The 16,400-nt window shown below is 54.0% G+C and carries 16 protein-coding genes; 12 read left to right on the forward strand and 4 right to left on the reverse strand.

Annotated features, from left to right (window positions below; translation table 11 throughout):
- Positions 1–32 precede the first annotated feature (32 nt).
- The 11 genes from CHB83_RS17520 (at position 33) to CHB83_RS17570 (ending at position 11,279) form a co-directional block, all read left to right on the forward strand.
- Complete coding sequence (locus tag CHB83_RS17520; protein ID WP_089333560.1) at positions 33–845, forward strand: enoyl-CoA hydratase/isomerase family protein; 813 nt, start codon at positions 33–35, stop codon at positions 843–845.
- A gap of 253 nt (positions 846–1,098) precedes the next feature.
- Positions 1,099–1,599 carry a sterol desaturase family protein gene (locus tag CHB83_RS17525; RefSeq protein WP_045689094.1) on the forward strand — a complete coding sequence of 167 codons (501 nt, stop codon included), beginning with the start codon at positions 1,099–1,101 and terminating at the stop codon, positions 1,597–1,599.
- A gap of 27 nt (positions 1,600–1,626) precedes the next feature.
- A complete protein-coding gene (locus tag CHB83_RS17530; protein WP_045689095.1) occupies positions 1,627–2,541 on the forward strand; it encodes a MerR family transcriptional regulator in 915 nt (304 codons plus the stop codon).
- Positions 2,542–2,833: 292 nt separating this feature from the next.
- Positions 2,834–3,349 carry an RNA polymerase sigma factor gene (locus CHB83_RS17535; RefSeq protein ID WP_045689096.1) on the forward strand — a complete coding sequence of 172 codons (516 nt, stop codon included), beginning with the start codon at positions 2,834–2,836 and terminating at the stop codon, positions 3,347–3,349.
- 200 nt (positions 3,350–3,549) lie between these two features.
- Positions 3,550–5,052 carry a phytoene desaturase family protein gene (locus tag CHB83_RS17540; protein WP_245855379.1) on the forward strand — a complete coding sequence of 501 codons (1,503 nt, stop codon included), beginning with the start codon at positions 3,550–3,552 and terminating at the stop codon, positions 5,050–5,052.
- Positions 5,053–5,171: 119 nt separating this feature from the next.
- Entirely contained in the window at positions 5,172–6,014 is an 843-nt protein-coding gene (locus tag CHB83_RS17545; RefSeq protein ID WP_045689097.1) for a phytoene/squalene synthase family protein, read from the forward strand.
- 112 nt (positions 6,015–6,126) lie between these two features.
- Entirely contained in the window at positions 6,127–6,651 is a 525-nt protein-coding gene (locus CHB83_RS17550) for a hypothetical protein (protein WP_052695307.1), read from the forward strand.
- 110 nt (positions 6,652–6,761) lie between these two features.
- On the forward strand, positions 6,762–7,955 hold the full coding sequence (locus tag CHB83_RS17555) for a carboxypeptidase-like regulatory domain-containing protein (RefSeq protein WP_179225556.1): 1,194 nt from the start codon (positions 6,762–6,764) through the stop codon (positions 7,953–7,955).
- A gap of 124 nt (positions 7,956–8,079) precedes the next feature.
- Positions 8,080–9,285 (forward strand): carboxypeptidase-like regulatory domain-containing protein, encoded by a 1,206-nt coding sequence (locus CHB83_RS17560; RefSeq protein ID WP_089333562.1) that lies wholly within the window; start codon positions 8,080–8,082, stop codon positions 9,283–9,285.
- 318 nt (positions 9,286–9,603) lie between these two features.
- Positions 9,604–10,452 (forward strand): 4-hydroxy-3-methylbut-2-enyl diphosphate reductase, encoded by an 849-nt coding sequence (locus tag CHB83_RS17565; RefSeq protein ID WP_089333563.1) that lies wholly within the window; start codon positions 9,604–9,606, stop codon positions 10,450–10,452.
- 110 nt (positions 10,453–10,562) lie between these two features.
- Positions 10,563–11,279 carry a fatty acid desaturase gene (locus tag CHB83_RS17570; RefSeq protein WP_089333595.1) on the forward strand — a complete coding sequence of 239 codons (717 nt, stop codon included), beginning with the start codon at positions 10,563–10,565 and terminating at the stop codon, positions 11,277–11,279.
- Between the two features lie 15 nt (positions 11,280–11,294).
- Here CHB83_RS17570 and CHB83_RS17575 read toward each other — a convergent pair whose 3' ends face one another.
- Positions 11,295–12,032, reverse strand: coding sequence for a LytR/AlgR family response regulator transcription factor (locus CHB83_RS17575; protein WP_089333564.1), 738 nt, complete (start codon positions 12,030–12,032; stop codon positions 11,295–11,297).
- Between the two features lie 271 nt (positions 12,033–12,303).
- On the opposite strand from CHB83_RS17575, the gene CHB83_RS17580 reads away from it, so the two are divergent.
- On the forward strand, positions 12,304–12,873 hold the full coding sequence (locus tag CHB83_RS17580; protein ID WP_143437179.1) for a hypothetical protein: 570 nt from the start codon (positions 12,304–12,306) through the stop codon (positions 12,871–12,873).
- A gap of 85 nt (positions 12,874–12,958) precedes the next feature.
- On the opposite strand, the gene CHB83_RS17585 is transcribed toward CHB83_RS17580, so the two are convergent.
- The 3 genes from CHB83_RS17585 to CHB83_RS23595 form a co-directional block, all read right to left on the reverse strand.
- Positions 12,959–13,336, reverse strand: coding sequence for a heavy-metal-associated domain-containing protein (locus tag CHB83_RS17585; RefSeq protein ID WP_045689103.1), 378 nt, complete (start codon positions 13,334–13,336; stop codon positions 12,959–12,961).
- 96 nt (positions 13,337–13,432) lie between these two features.
- Positions 13,433–15,727: a TonB-dependent receptor gene (locus CHB83_RS17590; RefSeq protein ID WP_089333566.1), complete on the reverse strand. Its 2,295-nt coding sequence runs from the start codon at positions 15,725–15,727 to the stop codon at positions 13,433–13,435.
- An 89-nt stretch (positions 15,728–15,816) separates the two neighbouring features.
- The gene (locus tag CHB83_RS23595; protein ID WP_143437180.1) at positions 15,817–16,269 is read right to left on the reverse strand and encodes an HYC_CC_PP family protein; all 453 of its coding nucleotides are present in this window, start codon (positions 16,267–16,269) and stop codon (positions 15,817–15,819) included.
- Positions 16,270–16,400: the final 131 nt, after the last annotated feature.

The raw sequence follows: 16,400 nt of genomic DNA on the forward strand, positions 1-16,400 counted from the left end.
GTTCTTTTCACCGATTTGCAAAGCCCCTGACTATGGAAAATATGCCGACTCAGGAATTGGAAGCCCTGCGCTATATCCGCTATGATGCTCAGGATTCTATCGGTTACATTACCCTTAACCGCCCCGAAAAGCGCAATGCCCTCAGTGCCGACATGGTAACGGAGCTGAAGCAGGCCTTTGAGTTTGCAGAAGATGATGAAGCCTGCAAAGTGATTGTGCTGAGAGCCCAGGGCGACGTGTTTTGCGCGGGCGCTGACTTGCAATACATTCAAGAATTGCAGGGCTTCGGCTACACGGATAATCTGGCCGATTCCACTCATCTCATGCAGTTGTTTCATCAAGTGTACACCCTGAAAAAGGTGGTGATTGCTCAGGTTCAGGGTCATGCCCTAGCCGGTGGGTGCGGCCTAGCTACCGTGTGCGATTTTGCATTTGCGGTACCTGAGGCCAAATTCGGGTACACAGAAGTGAAGATTGGCTTCTTGCCAGCTATTGTAAGTGTATTCTTATTGCGCAAAATAGGAGAGGGACGTACCAAGCAGTTGCTCTTGACGGGCGATACCATTACGGCGCAAACGGCCCTCGATTTTGGCTTGGTTCAGTTTCTCGTTCCTGCTAGTGAACTAGCCGATAACGTGTATCGCTTTGCTCGCCGCTTGTGCGTGGAAAACTCTGCCCAAAGCATGGAAGCAACCAAGGAAATGCTGGCCCGGCTTCCGGAGATGCCGTTGGAAGACAGCCTCCGCTACGCAGCACGGATGAATGCTGAGGCGCGCGGATCGGAGGACTGCCGCCGTGGCATTGCTGCTTTTCTCAGCAAGCAAAAAATAGCTTGGGACAACTAATAGTTACCTCAGTACTAGCTAATCAACAGGCAATAGCAAAGAGCCAGTTAGCTAGAAGCACACATTCTTAATGCGTAGCTGTGGAAGCCTCGTGGTAGTGCTCAGTAGCTTGAGTTGCTATTAGGAGGCTTTTGCGTCACAGAGTTATTTCTAGGTTGGTAGCACAAAGAGGCAGCCCATAGCCTCAATTCTTGTTAACTTTCTCCCTGCTACCCATTTCAAACCTTCTTACTAGTACGCTAGTTTCACCTGTATGACAACGCTGGCAGCCGTGGCCGTTCTGACGGCTACCTTTCTGGGAATGGAGTTTGTGGCGTGGTTTATGCACCGCTTTGTGCTGCACGGGCCCCTATGGTTTTTGCACCGCTCGCACCATGTGCGTCACCCACACCGCTTTGAGCGCAACGACTTTTTTTTCCTGTTCTACGGGTCACTGTCTATGCTGCTTATTATCTACGGCTCGCCCGCCAAGGACTACCGTTTTTGGATGGGGGCTGGCATTGCAACCTATGGCACACTGTACTTCTTTGTACATGATGTGTTGATCCATGGGCGCCTACGTTTTTGGCGAAAGTCGCGGAATACGTACTTGCGGGCTCTGAATATGGCTCACAAAATGCACCACAAAACAACTGGTCGCGACGGTTCCGAAGAGTTTGGATTGCTGTGGGTGTCACCCAAATATTTTGCACTGGCCCTGCGCAAGCCTGCTCCCACGCGGGTACTACGTCAGCCGCCCAATGCGTCTGTTTAACTTGACTAGTAGAGGGAGAACGTAACCGTGGGACATTTTTCAATTAGCGACCTAGAGCAGCTTTCTGGAGTTAAGGCGCACACCATTCGTATCTGGGAGCAGCGCTACGGAATTCTGCGTCCGGTGCGCACCGCTACCAATATCCGCACGTACTGCGACGACGACTTGCGTCGTCTGCTCAATGTAGCTACTCTATGCGGCCGTGGATACCGGATTTCGCAAGTAGCGCGCCTCTCAGAGCAAGAACTGGCTGACGCTGTTATTTCCTGCTACAACGATACGAACGACTGTTGCCAGCAAGTACATGCTCTGTTGGCCGCCATGCTTGCCATGGACGAGCAGCAACTCACCTACTTACTCAATCGGGCTATTCGGCAGCGGGGCTTCGAGGAGGCTATCTTACACATTGCTTACCCCTTCCTGCAGCGCATAGGGGTAATGTGGCAGGCCGGAACGGTAAATCCTGCGCAGGAGCATCTGGTCACCAACCTACTGCGCCAGAAGCTGCTGGCCGCTACCGATGCTTTGCCCCCTGTACAGCCTGCTCAGGCTCGACGCTGGGTACTGTTTCTGCTGGAGGGAGAAATGCACGAGATGGCACTTCTCTTCATGAACTACGCATTGCGGGCACGTGGTCATCATGTGTTGTACCTGGGTCAGAACTTGCCCATTCAGGAGTTAAAGCCCGTGTGTGAAGCCTACGAGCCGTACGCGCTATGTACGGTAATGACGGCGGTGCCCGAGCGCGACCAAGTACAACATTTTGTGAATCAAATGGCCGACCTCTGCCCGGATACTACGCTGTTTCTGTATGGTCCATTGGTACAAACAGATACATTGCAAGTACCCGTAAATGCAGTACGTATGCACGTTATGACTGATTTTCTGGCCTTGGCCGATGGCTTGGTACATCAAGCACGAACTGAGGCGCTAGCATCATAAAAACATAACATCACTTGTTTAACCTTACCGGAGCCCGTTCGTTAGAATCTTTCTAGCGAACGGGTTTTTTCATGGCGTAGAACAAGCGGTTTGTGTGGCATTTGGGGCTGTTGGTCGGAATTATTGAATGTGCTAGCAACCTTGTTACTAATTGGACGTCAATGCATTGTGCTATTGTGGGCGAGGTAAGGCCGTCGTGTTGAGCTAGAGAAAAATAAATAGGGCTTGGTAAGTCGACTTCCGGAAACGCTCGTATATTTGTTTAACTTTTTGCCACGAAAAGCTAAACAGTATGACCTCTTTGGAATTCACCGACCAAGTACAAAAGATTTCTTACTCGCTAAAGCCCGTGGCGATGAACCTGACCCGTGACGCCGATGACGCCAAGGACCTAGTGCAGGAAACGCTGTTGAAAGCGCTCCTAAATAAGGACAAGTTCAAGACGGGCACCAATCTGAAGGCATGGTTGTACACCATCATGCGCAACACCTTCATTAACAATTACAACAAGATCACCAAGCGTAACAGTAATATCGACAGCACAGAGTACTTCCAGTACTTTAATACTGACGAAAACTACATTACGCACAACGGAGCAACCTCAGACTTCGTAGTAACAGATATAAACGAAGCCATTGCCAGTCTCTCCTCTGACTATCGGACTCCGTTTATGATGTACTACATCGGATATAAGTACCTGGAAATTGCGGAGAAGCTGCAAATTCCGATTGGCACCGTTAAGAACCGTATTCACATCGCCCGCAAAGAACTTAAGCAGGCGCTGACGACATACGCCCCCGGCGTGTAGGGAATAGGGAGAGAGTACAGACCCGCCCCGGGCGTATCGCGGGCCGCGGACGACGCAAGCCTTTGGCTGCGTGGTTCGCGGCCCGATTGTTTGTGGAGGTACCGTTGGTAGCTACCTCCCATTGGCGGCCATCACTGAAACATTTGCGTATGCCCATCAAATTGTAGCTTGCAGTTCAGCTTCCTCAAACGCCCTTTCCGTTGTCATCTACTACCCCCACCACTACCAAAAACGTTATCGTAATCGGAGCTGGCTTTGCCGGACTGGCGGCGGCTACTTCGCTGGCCCAACGCGGCTACCACGTCACCATATTAGAGAAGAATGAGGGGCCAGGTGGTCGAGCCAGAGTGTTTAAGGCTGCGGGCTTTACGTTTGACATGGGGCCAAGCTGGTACTGGATGCCCGATATTTTTGAGCAGTACTTTGCCCGATTTGGCAAGAAGGTAGCTGACTACTACGATTTGGTGCGCCTGGATCCATCATATCAAGTAATTTTCAAAGGCGCCGAAACGGTTGACATCCCAGCCGCTATGAGCGAGCTGCGCCAGTTGTTTGAGCACTATGAGCCCGGGAGTGGGGCGCGCCTCGACGAATTTCTGCGGCAGGCGGCGTATAAATATGAGGTAGGCATTGGCAAATTTGTGCACATGCCGGGGCGCTCTTTGCTTGAGTTTGCCGACCCCCGTCTCTTGGTTGACGCTCTGCGCCTCGACATCTTGCAGAGCATGCACAAGCACGTGCGCAAGTTCTTCAAGAACCCGCGCCTGTTGGAGTTAGTGGAGTTTCCTATTCTATTTCTGGGAGCCACATCAGAGAATACGCCGGCGCTGTATTCGCTGATGAACTACGCCGATTTGGCCTTGGGAACGTGGTATCCCTTGGGAGGCATGCACAAGATTGTGGAAGGTATGGTTGCCTTGGCTCAGGAGCGAGGCGTGCAACTGGAATACAATACGCCCGTGCAAGAAATAGTAGTGGAGAATGGCCGGGCTACCGGTGTGCAAACCTCCGCGGGCTTCCGGTCGGCCGACGTGGTAGTAGCCGGGGCCGACTACCATCACGCCGAGCAGCACCTACTGGCACCCCAGTGGCGTCACTACAACGAATCCTACTGGGATTCGCGCACGATGGCGCCCTCGTCGCTGCTCTTTTACGTGGGCGTAAACAAGCGCCTCCCCAAGCTGCGCCACCACAATTTGTTCTTCGATGAAGACCTGACCGTGCACGCTCAGGAAATCTACGATGACCCTAAGTGGCCCAGCCGCCCGCTGTTCTACGTTTCGGCGCCGTCGCAAACCGACTCTACGGTGGCGCCGGAGGGCTGCGAAAATCTATTTCTGCTGATTCCGGTAGCTCCCAACTTGTCTGATCCGGAAGAAACCCGGGAGTACTACTACAACCTGATTATGGCCCGCTTGGAGCAACACTGCGGCACCACCATCCGCGACGCGGTAGTGTACAAGCGCAGCTACGCCCACCAGGACTTTGTGCAGGACTACAACAGCTACAAAGGCAATGCCTATGGGCTGGCGAATACCTTGCGCCAGACGGCGGTGCTAAAGCCCACGCTCAAAAGTAAAAAGGTGCGGAATCTGTATTTTACTGGCCAGCTTACCGTACCCGGACCAGGTGTGCCACCTTCGCTTATTTCCGGCCAGGTAGTGGCCCAGGAAGTAGAGAAGGAGTTCTCTCTCAGGAAGTAACCGCCGCCGCATATCCCTGCCGTGAGGCGTTGATATTAGCTGCTTGACATTTCTTCCTATTGAGGGGCTTATCAGTAGCACTTCACCCCGTATGCTTCTCTGTTTTTAATTACCATCAAGTGGACCACGTTCAGCTATTTACGGAAACCAGTTTAGCGTGCAGTAAGCTAATTACTACGCGTTATAGTACCTCCTTCACGCTGGGCATCCGGACCCTCGACCGGCGGTTTCATCTGCCCGTGTACGCCGTGTATGGATGGGTGCGCTGGGCCGATGAAATTGTGGACACCTTTCATGACCGCGACAAAGCGGCTCTGTTTGCCGAGTTTCGACAGCAAACGGATGCCGCCTTGGCTACGGGGTTCAGCCTAAACCCCGTGTTGCACGCGTTTCAGCACGTCGTACACCAGTACCGGATCGACCGGGAGTTTTTGGATGCCTTTCTCTATAGCATGGAGATGGACCTTGACGACCGCAGCTACAATCAGTCGTTGTACGAAAAATATATTTACGGCTCGGCGGAAGTAGTAGGACTGATGTGCTTGCGCATTTTCTGCGAGGGCGACGAGGCCATGTTTACCCACCTGCGCGCGTCGGCTTGCCGGCTGGGAGCTGCTTTTCAAAAGGTAAACTTCCTGCGCGATATCCGCTCCGATTACGAAGAGCGCGGCCGGGTGTACTTCCCCGGAGTACAGTACGAGGCCTTTGATGACCAAGTAAAGCGCGAAATTGAAGCTGATATTCGGGCTGATTTTGAGGCGGGCTACGCGGGCATTGTGCAACTGCCGCGAGCAGCTCGGCTGGGCGTTTACTTGGCTTACGTGTATTACCTCAAGCTCTTCCATAAGATTCGCCAGCTGCCAGCTCAACATATCCTTGGCCAGCGGGTGCGCGTACCAGACAACACGAAACTGCTGTTGTTGCTGGGGTCATACTTCCGCTACCGAATGCGCGCCATCTAACGGCCTGGTTTGGTAGATGAGTAGGGGAGTGTGAATTTTGGGCACGATTCCAGCAGTTCCGGTGTACTGCCGGCATGTTGCTGTGCTCATCTCGTCACGAATTCCTCCATCTGTGAAGCTGCTCCTTTCTTTTTTCCTTACACTGTTTTTGCTCCTTTCCACCCTCGTGTCAGACGCCAATCCATATTCCGTCACTAACCTCCGCCGCCAGTATCAGCAAGCCGCTACGAGTAAAGAGGCTGGCGAGAAGTTCTACAAGCTTATGGCCGCCTACGACAAGCAGGATGCCGTGGTGCTAGGATACAAAGCTGCCGCCGAAGCCATTCGGGCCCGCGATGCTTCTATGTTCAACAAGCTCACTTACGTGCAAAACGCAAATAAGCTGTTTGACCAAGCTGTGAAGCTAGACGCGGATAATCCGGAAATCCGCTTTCTGCGCTTAAGTGTAGAAAGCAACTTGCCCGCTTTCTTGGGCTTGAGCCCGCATGTAGAGGAAGACCGCCAGTTCTTGGTGAGCATGCTACTACAGCATCCTAAGTCGGGCCTCGATGCCGAATCGTTTGCGCTAGTACGCAACTTTATGGTAGACCGCGGCCACGTATCAGAGGCCGATGCTCAGAAGCTGACGCAACTGTAAGACGGCCAAGGTTGCCTTTACACTTAGCGTAGTTTTAATTGAAGAAAGCTCCCGTTATGGGAGCTTTTTTTATATCTAGCAGGCTCTATACTGTAAGTGCTATTCAACCGATGCGTACGATTCTGAGTGTGATATTGCTGCTCCTACTACAGCTGCCGGGGCTAAGCCAAACAGTGGTGAAAGGTAAAGTAGTAGATGAACAACAGCAGCCCGTTCCGTATGCTACTGTAGGGTGGGTAGATGGCTCCACGGGGACAGCTACCAATGAAGTAGGTGAGTTTAGCTTGCAGGCTCCGGCCTTGCCCCAGCGCATGGTGGTGCTAAGCATGGGCTACGGCCGGGCTGAAGCTGTGGTGACCACAGCCCAAACTCCAGTACACGTAGTGCTGAAGGCCAGCGCTGTCGCTCTACCCGAAGTAACAGTGCGTAACCCCAACAAAGTAGCGGAGGAACTAGTAATGCGGGCCGCCGCTAAATTGCTACGCCATCAGCAAGACTTGTATTACGGCAAAGCCTTCTACCGCCAAAAAACCCGGCAGAATGGGCGCTACCGAGAATTCTTCGATGCCTTTTACGACGTAAAGTTTTCTAACCGCGTAATTGAAGGCTGGGACTTAGGTGAGTCGCGCTATGCATATGTGCCGGGAGGCTTCGTGTTTCGCAACTTTTCGACTATTATCCGTCGGGTGCCGGTATATAGTCGCCACGCCTTTCGCGAGAAGCTGCTCGTGCCCCTAGGGCAAGATCCTACCAGCAACTTTCGCTTCACGTTGCGCACCATACTCAGTGAAGCAGGCCGCGAAACGGCGGTTATCGACTTTGCACCCCGCCCGGAAGTGCACAAGCCGGCCAGCTCAGGCACACTTTACATTGACATGAAAACGGCTGTGGTGCGCCGCCAGGAACAAGCCCTGCCGCTGACTAGCATGATTACTATGAAAAGCAACGGCGACTATCAGCGCCTGAGCGACAAATTCTGGCTGGCGGCGGAGTTCACCCCCGTGGGCGATTCCCTCTCACGGCTGACGAGTACCCGCGCTGAGGCTACCATCGTTATGGGCCGGGCCGGGGGGCAGCCAGATAGTACCCGCATATCAGCCTACCTCTTTTTCTACCAGTATACCGGGCGCTTGCCAGGCCATGCCTACGAGGATGTGGGTAGGCACTCCGATGATATGGAGCAGGTAAAAGCCAATGCGTACAATCCCCAGTTTTGGCAGCAGAATGAAGTATTGCTGGCTAGCCCCGTAGAGCAAGAGGTAATTCGGGATTTCGAGGGTAGAAATACATTCGGAAAATTCTGATCTGCGGCTACATAGCGGGGAAGTTGGGGCGGCTGTATATACAAAATCCCGCCGTCAACGTTTCAGGTAGCACTTCGGCACGGTATTAAACGAGCCAACGTGTCGTCCATCCTTTTCCCGGCAGATGAAACAACTCTTTCTCCTTTCCCTTCTCGCTACCACTACTGCCGTACAGGCCCAGCAAGTTCGCATTACGGGCCGCGTCACCGACGAGCAAAAGCGGCCGGTACCGTATGCTACGGTTGGGTTGCGAGGCAATGAGCCCGGCACTTCTACCAACGAAGCGGGCGAGTTCACGTTACGGCTCGCCACCCAACCCCGCGAGATTGTCGTGCTAAGCATGGGGTACCAAACAACTGTTGTACCCGTTCCTGCTGGTGCTGCCCCCTTAAATATTGTATTGAAAGCCAGCACGGTGGCCCTGCCCGAAGTGCGGGTGCGCAACCCCGAGCAGGTAGCAGCAGAACTGGTGCAGCGGGCTTATGCCAAGCTAGTGCGCCACGCCCGCGACGAGCATTACGGCAAAGCTTTCTACCGCCAGAAACAGCGCCATAACGGTCAGTACAACGAGTTTCTGGATGCGTTTTACACCGTGCGCCTTAGCAACCAGCACGTAGAAGGCTGGCAGCTAGAGCAGGCTCGCTACGGCACCGTGCCCAACAAGCAGGGCGTTGATATGATAAATTTTTCGGCCGCAGTGCGGCTGATTCCGGTATTCGAGCCCAAGCCTAGCCGTCGTACGCTGGCGGTACCTCTAAGCCCATTGGCCACCCAGCAGTTTACCTTCCGGCTGCGGGAGGTGTTGCAAGAAAGGGGACAGGAAACGGCCGTCATTGACTACGCGCCGCGCCCCAGCCTGGGCCAGCCCGCTTCTGAAGGCACCTTGTACCTCGACCTGAACACCGCTGCGCTACGGCGCCTAGAGTCGCGGGTGCCCATTGGTAATTTAACCAGCTACCAGTTTGGGGAGGGTACTACCCTTGACTCGCAGACCTTCCGCATGGTTTCCGATTTCGTACCGGTGGCTGATTCCCTCACGCGCTTGTCGTCTACTCGCGCGGAGGAAACCATTGTGCTGCGTTTTCAAAACAAGGCAGATACGACGCACGTGGAAGGCAATTTCTTCGTGTACGACTACACGGGTAAGCCGGCGGGCCGCGCCTACCGTACCACGGGCGTCAATTACGATGACCTGAAGAAGGTAATGAAGCAGCCGTACAATGCGCAGTTCTGGCGCGAACAGGCCATCTTACGCGCCAGCCCTGTAGAAGAGAAAGTCATTCGAGACTTGGAGGCCCGCAAGGCATTTGGGCCCCTGCAAGGTAAGTAGCTAAGTAGGCAGGACGTAACAGAATGTTTAGATTCTCGTCCTAGTATAGGGCAAGCCAACGGGAGACTGCACAACACAGGCTTTCTGCAGGCTTGCCCTGCGTATTTTTTAGCGCAAAGCTCTCAGCGGGCAGCTTAGCAAATAAGTTGAGTAGTAGAATAATATAGAAGTTGAATCTGAACAATAGAGAATAATCTAACTTTATTAGTACGCAGAGTTGGCTAATGGCTATCCTGAGTCAAGCCGAACCGTATAAGTACACGTAGCTCCCTTCCTAATCTGCAACCTTCTCCCCATTTCTCTGGTTATTTCGCCGTTATGCCGCACCATCTGAGCGTCCGTATCGACCCCAATTCCGGCTTTTGCTTCGGCGTTATTTATGCTATCCAGATGGCGGAGGACCTTCTGGATGAGCAGGGCTACCTGTATTGCCTCGGCGACATTGTGCACAACGATGAGGAAGTAGAACGCCTAGAGCAGCGTGGCCTGCGCATTATCGGCTATGAGCAGTTCAATGAGCTGCGTGATGAGGCCGTGCTCATCCGGGCCCACGGAGAGCCACCCAGCACCTATCAGAAAGCCCTGGAAAACCGACTGACTCTGGTTGATGCATCCTGCCCAGTTGTGCTGAAGCTCCAGAACCGCATTAAAACCAGCTACGATAAGCAGGAGCGCATTTTCATTTACGGCAAACATGGCCACGCCGAAGTGCGTGGGCTGCTAGGGCAAACCAGCGGCGAGGCAGTGGTGTTTGAGAGCTTTGAGGAGCTTTTGCGCCACGAGCTACCCGAAAATATCACGCTCTATAGCCAGACGACCAAGAGTACCGATTCATTCTACCGCATTAAAGATGAGCTAGAACAGCGCGGCTACCAAGTAAATGCCAACGATACCATTTGTCGGCAGGTAAGCAACCGCGACAAAGACTTGCGGCGCTTCGCCGCGCAATTCGACCAGGTAGTGTTTGTGTCGGGCACCAAAAGCTCAAATGGCAAAGTGCTTTACCAAGTGTGCAAAGACACAAACCCGAACACCCACTTTATTTCTAAAGTAGATGAAATCTGTGCCAACTGGTTCTACCCAGGGCAGTCGGTAGGAATTTGTGGTGCTACTAGCACACCCATGTGGCAAATGGAGCAGGTGCGGGATGCGCTAGTAGCACTATAGCCCGTACCTGGCAAAAGGCCTGCGTACTTTTACTGGCACCTTTTTCTGTGTCGCCCGCGTTTCTTAGCTCAATGCTTACTACTTCTGCTCATTCGCAAGTCGCCTCGCCCATGCAGCGGGTGAAGCCTGCCCCTCTGGGAAGCAAAGGAGTACTAATGGCAGGCTTGGTGCTAGGAGCCTGGGCTGGGCTGCTTGTGTTTTTGCTGGCTTTCTACCAACCCAATTGGCGTACCCCTTGGCCCTATCTGTTGGCCTTACTGCAAACCCACCTGTATACGGGGCTGTTTATCACTGCTCACGATGCCATGCATGGCGTGGTAAGCCCCAACAAGCGCTTGAATAATGCCATTGGTACGCTGACAGCCTTGTTGTTTGCCTACAACTGGTTTCCTCGAATGCTACCCAAGCACCATGCACATCATCGGCACGTGGCTACGGAAGACGACCCGGATTTTCACGACGGTAAGCACGTAAGCTTCGTGGCTTGGTTTGTTCGTTTTGCCTGGAACTACGTCACAGTATGGCAGATTGTACTGATGGCAGCAACCTATAACTTGCTGAAATACTGGTTTCCGCAGGCCAATGTGATTGGTTTTTGGATGGTGCCCGCTGTGCTGGCAACTATGCAGCTGTTTTTCTTTGGCACCTACCTGCCCCATCGGGGTGAACATGCCGTCGATAACCCGCACAAATCGCGCACGCAGTTTCGGCACCACGTGTGGGCTTTTGCGAGTTGTTATTTTTTCGGCTACCACTACGAGCATCACGATCAGCCTTACCTACCGTGGTGGCGGCTCTGGCGGGCTAAGGAAGCCGCAAGCCAATAACTTGCACTGTAAAGCTTAATGCTGACGCCGGATAAGAGAGCGGTTCACAATGCGCTCCGTCACTCGCTCGCGGTACGTTTGGCCCAGTGGTAACGCGTGCCCGCCCACTTTCACTTCTAGATTGCTAACCGTTTCAATATGAGCGGCATTGACTAGATATGAGCGGTGCGTGCGAACAAATAAGCCTGGTGGTAGCTGCTCTTCAATGTTTTTCAGGTTTACCAGGGTGAGATGGGTACGACCATCTGAAGTGTTGATCTTCGTAAAATCCTTGAGGGCTTCAATGTAGAGCACTTCCCGGTAGTGAAGGCGCACGAACTGCGCATCAGTGCGGATAAAGAAAGACCCTAGCCCCGCGCTTGTATCCACTGCGGGAACGGCCTCCCGAGCGTTGGCCCGCAAGATGCTGCTTACCTTATTAACTGCCTTCAGAAACCGGTCGAGGGAGATAGGCTTGAGCAGAAAATCAATTACATCAAGGTTGAAGCCTTCCATGGCGTACTGGGGGTACGAGGTCATGAGGACTACCAAAGGAGGCTGCTGCAAGGAGCGCACTAAGTCAATGCCTGAAAGGTGAGGCATGGTAACGTCTGAAAACAGCACTTGCACTTGCTGTTCTAGCAGAAAGCGGTGAGCGTCAAGCGGATCAGTAAAAGCAGCCTTTACTTCTAAAATGTCCGTCATGGTGGCGTACGCCTGCAACAGCTCTAGCACAAGCGGATCGTCATCAAGAAGTAGACAAGTAATCTTCATAGGAGCGGGTAAGCACAGAACTGAGGGTGTGAATATACTCTGTAAATCTAATTTGTTCTATGAATTATTAAAAATATAACAATATTGACCTACCTATAGTATGCGTTAATATACCCCTAGGTTAGTTTGCTATATTTCATTCAAGTATTTGCATATCACGTATGTATCTTCTGAATAGGCACCCCGGAGTTTGCTGTTCTGCTTGCTGTTGCTGGTGAAATAGCACCTCGTGCCGTGGTGTCAGATCCTCCACCTGCCTGTTGCACCACGTATGAACCGATTACTCCCGAGTTCTGGCCCCCCACTACCAGCAGTAGTGTTAGGGGTTGACCTGACTATTGCGCATCATGAAGGCCTACGGCGCTCTTTGCGCTCTGCCTTCGGGACCAATACACGCGCTATCAACATGCGTATTGATCCAGGAATGGACTTAATCTTTCTCTGCGAGGCTACGCTGCCGGGCACGCTACCTTGCCTGACGGAACTAACTCGCCCGGGTATAACGGCGGTGTGGCTACGCGAGGCCCGCTTAGAATGGTCGCCCGATCCGAACTATCCTATTGGGCGGGGCACCCCAACGCTCGGCGCACTTGATACCGGAAGCTGCTTTCTGACGGCAAATAATCAGAAGGTGCCAGTGGCGGCCTTTTCCTCCCGGCAAATACATACCACGCATATTGGCATGGAACTGCTGGGGCAACCAAACCTACTTGAGTTTCTACGGGCCGATTGGTTTACGCTCGAAGTATCCGGAACCAACCGTCGGCGCCTTACCCGGCCGCTTGCATTCACCGCCATTCTATCGTTTGAAGTGGAGACTAGTCCTGATCTGCCCGCCTGAATCAAGATGTTGTGTCCTCTAGATATCAACAGCAAGGCCCAGAGCGAGAGCCCCAGGCCTTGCTGTTGGCAAAAAACATGTGTGCTTAGTGGCCGCCGTCGGAGTGAACGGCGTTGGTCTTTTTGCAGCAGTCGGGCAGCCGGTCGTACGCGCGGGCGTTGGCCGGCTGATCATCGGCATCATAGCCAGTAGCCTGCACGGCCGTGCGTAGCGCGGTGGGAGTCGTTTTCTCCGGGCGGTACGTCACGGTAAGGACTTGAGTAGGTACATCAAGGGAAGCCGCTTGTACACCTTTCTCGTAGGCGAGGCTCTTTTCAAGGCGGGCCTTGCACATATCGCACACGGCCGATGTCTTGAACTTCACTTGCTCAGTAGCGGTGCCCTTAGGCTTTGCTTGCTGGGCTTGGGTAGCCTGCGCGGTGAAGAAGAATAAGGCAAGCAGAAGGGATGAAAGGATTTTCATGAGGTAAAGGAGTGAAGACGCGTACGCCAGGGAAACAACAGAGTAAGGTAAAAAATGCCCGTGCAAAGCTAGGCCGGGCCCACATGTCGTGTGGGGTTAATCGAGGGTAAAGCGCAAGCCGCTATAAACTAGCCGTCCGTACACTGGCCCCCAAATCATGGCTGCATCAAAATCTGGTCCGAAGGGCGCGTAGGCCCCACTAATGGGCGTGGGCTGGCGGTAGTTAGTCAGATTCTCGACGCCTGCATACACCTCCCACCGCTTAAAGGCCCGGGTTAGTTGGGTATTGAGCAAAGCATAGCGTGGGGCATAGGGAAGCATGCCCTCCGTGACGCCGTGCTGGTGGCCAGCACTGGCGGGGGAATGCGCCAGGGGGCGCCTCCCAAACCCTTGTACTGTGAAGTCGGCGCGCCATTTATCAAAAGCCGTGGCATAGCCGACATTGAAAAATACGCGGTGCTTAGGCGTTAGTACTTTCGGTAGTAGTTCACCCGCGTAGGTAGTGCGCACATCCAAGTATTTGTAGGCTGCCTTTGCGTGCAGGCCCTTCACGGGCTCTACCTGTACTTCCGTCTGGAAGCTGCGTGAAAAAGAGCGCCCACCGGGCTCAAGGTTCGCAATCAGCAGTTGGTCGGCCGCCGTGTAGGGGTCCGCCACTACCTGATTCTGAAATTCAGTGTGGTAATAGTCGGTGACAAACGTAGCCGGGCGGCTGAAAAACGTGAAGTACTGCGTGAAAGAGCCTCCTAAGTTCCAGGCAGTTTCGGGGCGCAAAGCGGGGCTAATCACGAACTCCCGCGAGCTAACCAGCATACCCGCATTCTCGGCAATGGGATTAGCCGTGCGGAAACCACGACCCGCCGCTAAGCGCAGCACGGTATTCTTAGCTGCGTCGTACTTCACATTCAGCCGTGGCGTCAGGTACCAGCCGTAGAGGTTGTGGCGGTCGAGGCGCACGCCCGTTACCACGGTCAGGTTGCGGGCATTCTGGTAAGTATATTCAGCAAAAGCACCCGGCACCTGCTCCAGACGGTTACGATGTTCGCGGGCGTAGCGCTCAGCTGGCGTCTCAGTAGGTGAGATAAATCCAGTCTGGTACACCTCCCGGTAGTTGTCGTGGAGGTAGCTAAGGCCAGCACGGTACGTATGCGCGGTGGTACTCACAATGCTTTGAAACAAGAGCGTGGCGAAGCCAGTACGCTGAGTGCCGTCGTACGTCCGCAAGCCGTAGCGCGAGTCAAACTGGTGGCTGGTGCCGCTCATAAGCAACCCCAGACTTTGGTAGGGCCGGCCCGGCCAGGTATAGCTAGTTTTGGCGTACCCCGTGTAGCGGTTAGTTGTTTGGGTAGTGCCGTAGTAGCCTCCGGGGGTATCCTGGCGGTAGGCTACCTGCCCGCCCTGACGGGTTTCGCGCAGGGCACCCAAGCCAACTTCTGTTACGAGCCCCGTGCCCGACTTGTACTTCCACTTATTGAACAGGTTGTACTGCGTGGCAAGGGGAAGATCTAGAAAGCCGTCATCATTACGATCTACGCGGCGACCCAGATGGTCGGTGTGCAGGAGCAGAGTAGTGCTGAGCTTCTTAGTGAGGGGTGTGGCTAGGTTTAGGTTCACGTCGAACTTACCTAGGTTGTTGCCATAGATATTGAATAGCAGGCGCTCGGCAGTGTCGGGCTCTTTAAGGCGCACGTTCACTTGCCCCGATATGCTTTCGTAACCATTCACCACGGAGCCCATCCCTTTGATGATATCGATGCTTTCGATCCAAGGACCCGCCAGGTAACCCAGGCGATATGGCGTGGCTAACCCTCGCAGCGCCGGCAGGTTATCTACGGTGAGGAGGGAATAGGCGCCATCTAAGCCTAGCAGTTGAATTTGCTTCGCCCCAGATACGGCATCGGTGGTAGATACTTCCACCGATGCGTTGGTTTCGAAGCTCTCCGCCAAGTTGCAGCACGCCGATTTAGTTAGGTCGCGGCTGGTGATGACCTGGGTGTTGGTGGGTGTGAGCCCAGAGTAGGATGGAGCCCGGCCTTCTACCACCACACTGTTGAGTTCGGTAGCTGTCCGCAGGGTTAGGCGTAAGTATCCACTGCCACCTACTACCACAGTATCGGCCCGGTAGCCCAGCGAACTGATGATGAGTTGGCCGTTGGTGGCGCGGGCCGGTCGGGTCAGGGAAAAGGTACCTTGGGCGTCCGTAGTGGTAGCCTCGGTAGGAGAGCTTAGCCACCGCACAAGGGCGCCCGGAAGGGGAACTCGGGAGGCAGCGTCCACCACTTGCCCGCGAATGGGCGCCACGGATGGGTCGGGCGTTTGGGCCATTGCCGTTGCAGCCAGTAGCATAACACCCGGCGCAACCAGCATGCGTAACCCGGAAGAAACGTGCATGTTGTCAGTACATTAGAAGTGCTTTCTGAAAAGGAGGCACCGGCTACCCCAAGGGTAGCTCAGTGACTACTACACGGTAGTAAGCTCTTCTATACAATGAGGGTGCACACGAAAAATAACAGTGCCCGGCCCGCGCGCAGCGGGGGAGAGGTATCACCAGCATGCCACTTTTCAGTGCCCGGTAAGGCGGTGCTAACCGCTAGTGCTGCCCACGAAAAAGCTACAGGCCAGTGTGGAGCAAGAAGGGGCAGGGGAGCCTTCGCCCACGTCCCATCTACCGTCGAGGCATCCAGCTTGTGGAAATGCGCCCCAAACTCGCAGCACGATTTTGTGAGCTGGGCTTTCGTGTTGCGAGAGGACGCAGGTAGGTTCGGGGCTGTTGTGGGCGGGCAGCCATGCCGAGCTGGGCTGAATATTATAGCCGTCGTGTGCTGCCCGCTCTGCCGGCAAGTATGCTGCTGCACCGTCAGGCCTACCGAGGAGGCAAGAACTAACAGCGCCAACCAGACACTGAAGAGCCGATGTAGCAACGGGCGTTTCATGGAGTTGCAAAGATACACACTAAGCGCCACTACTGCTGGCATAGCAAGCGGGACTAAGCACCACACAGCGTGAGTTTGAGCGTAAGATTCTAGTGAATGATGTTTACCACCAAAGCAGAGAAATAAAGTCT

Origin of the sequence: Hymenobacter mucosus (assembly GCF_900188255.1) — a bacterium.
Classification (GTDB): domain Bacteria; phylum Bacteroidota; class Bacteroidia; order Cytophagales; family Hymenobacteraceae; genus Hymenobacter; species Hymenobacter mucosus.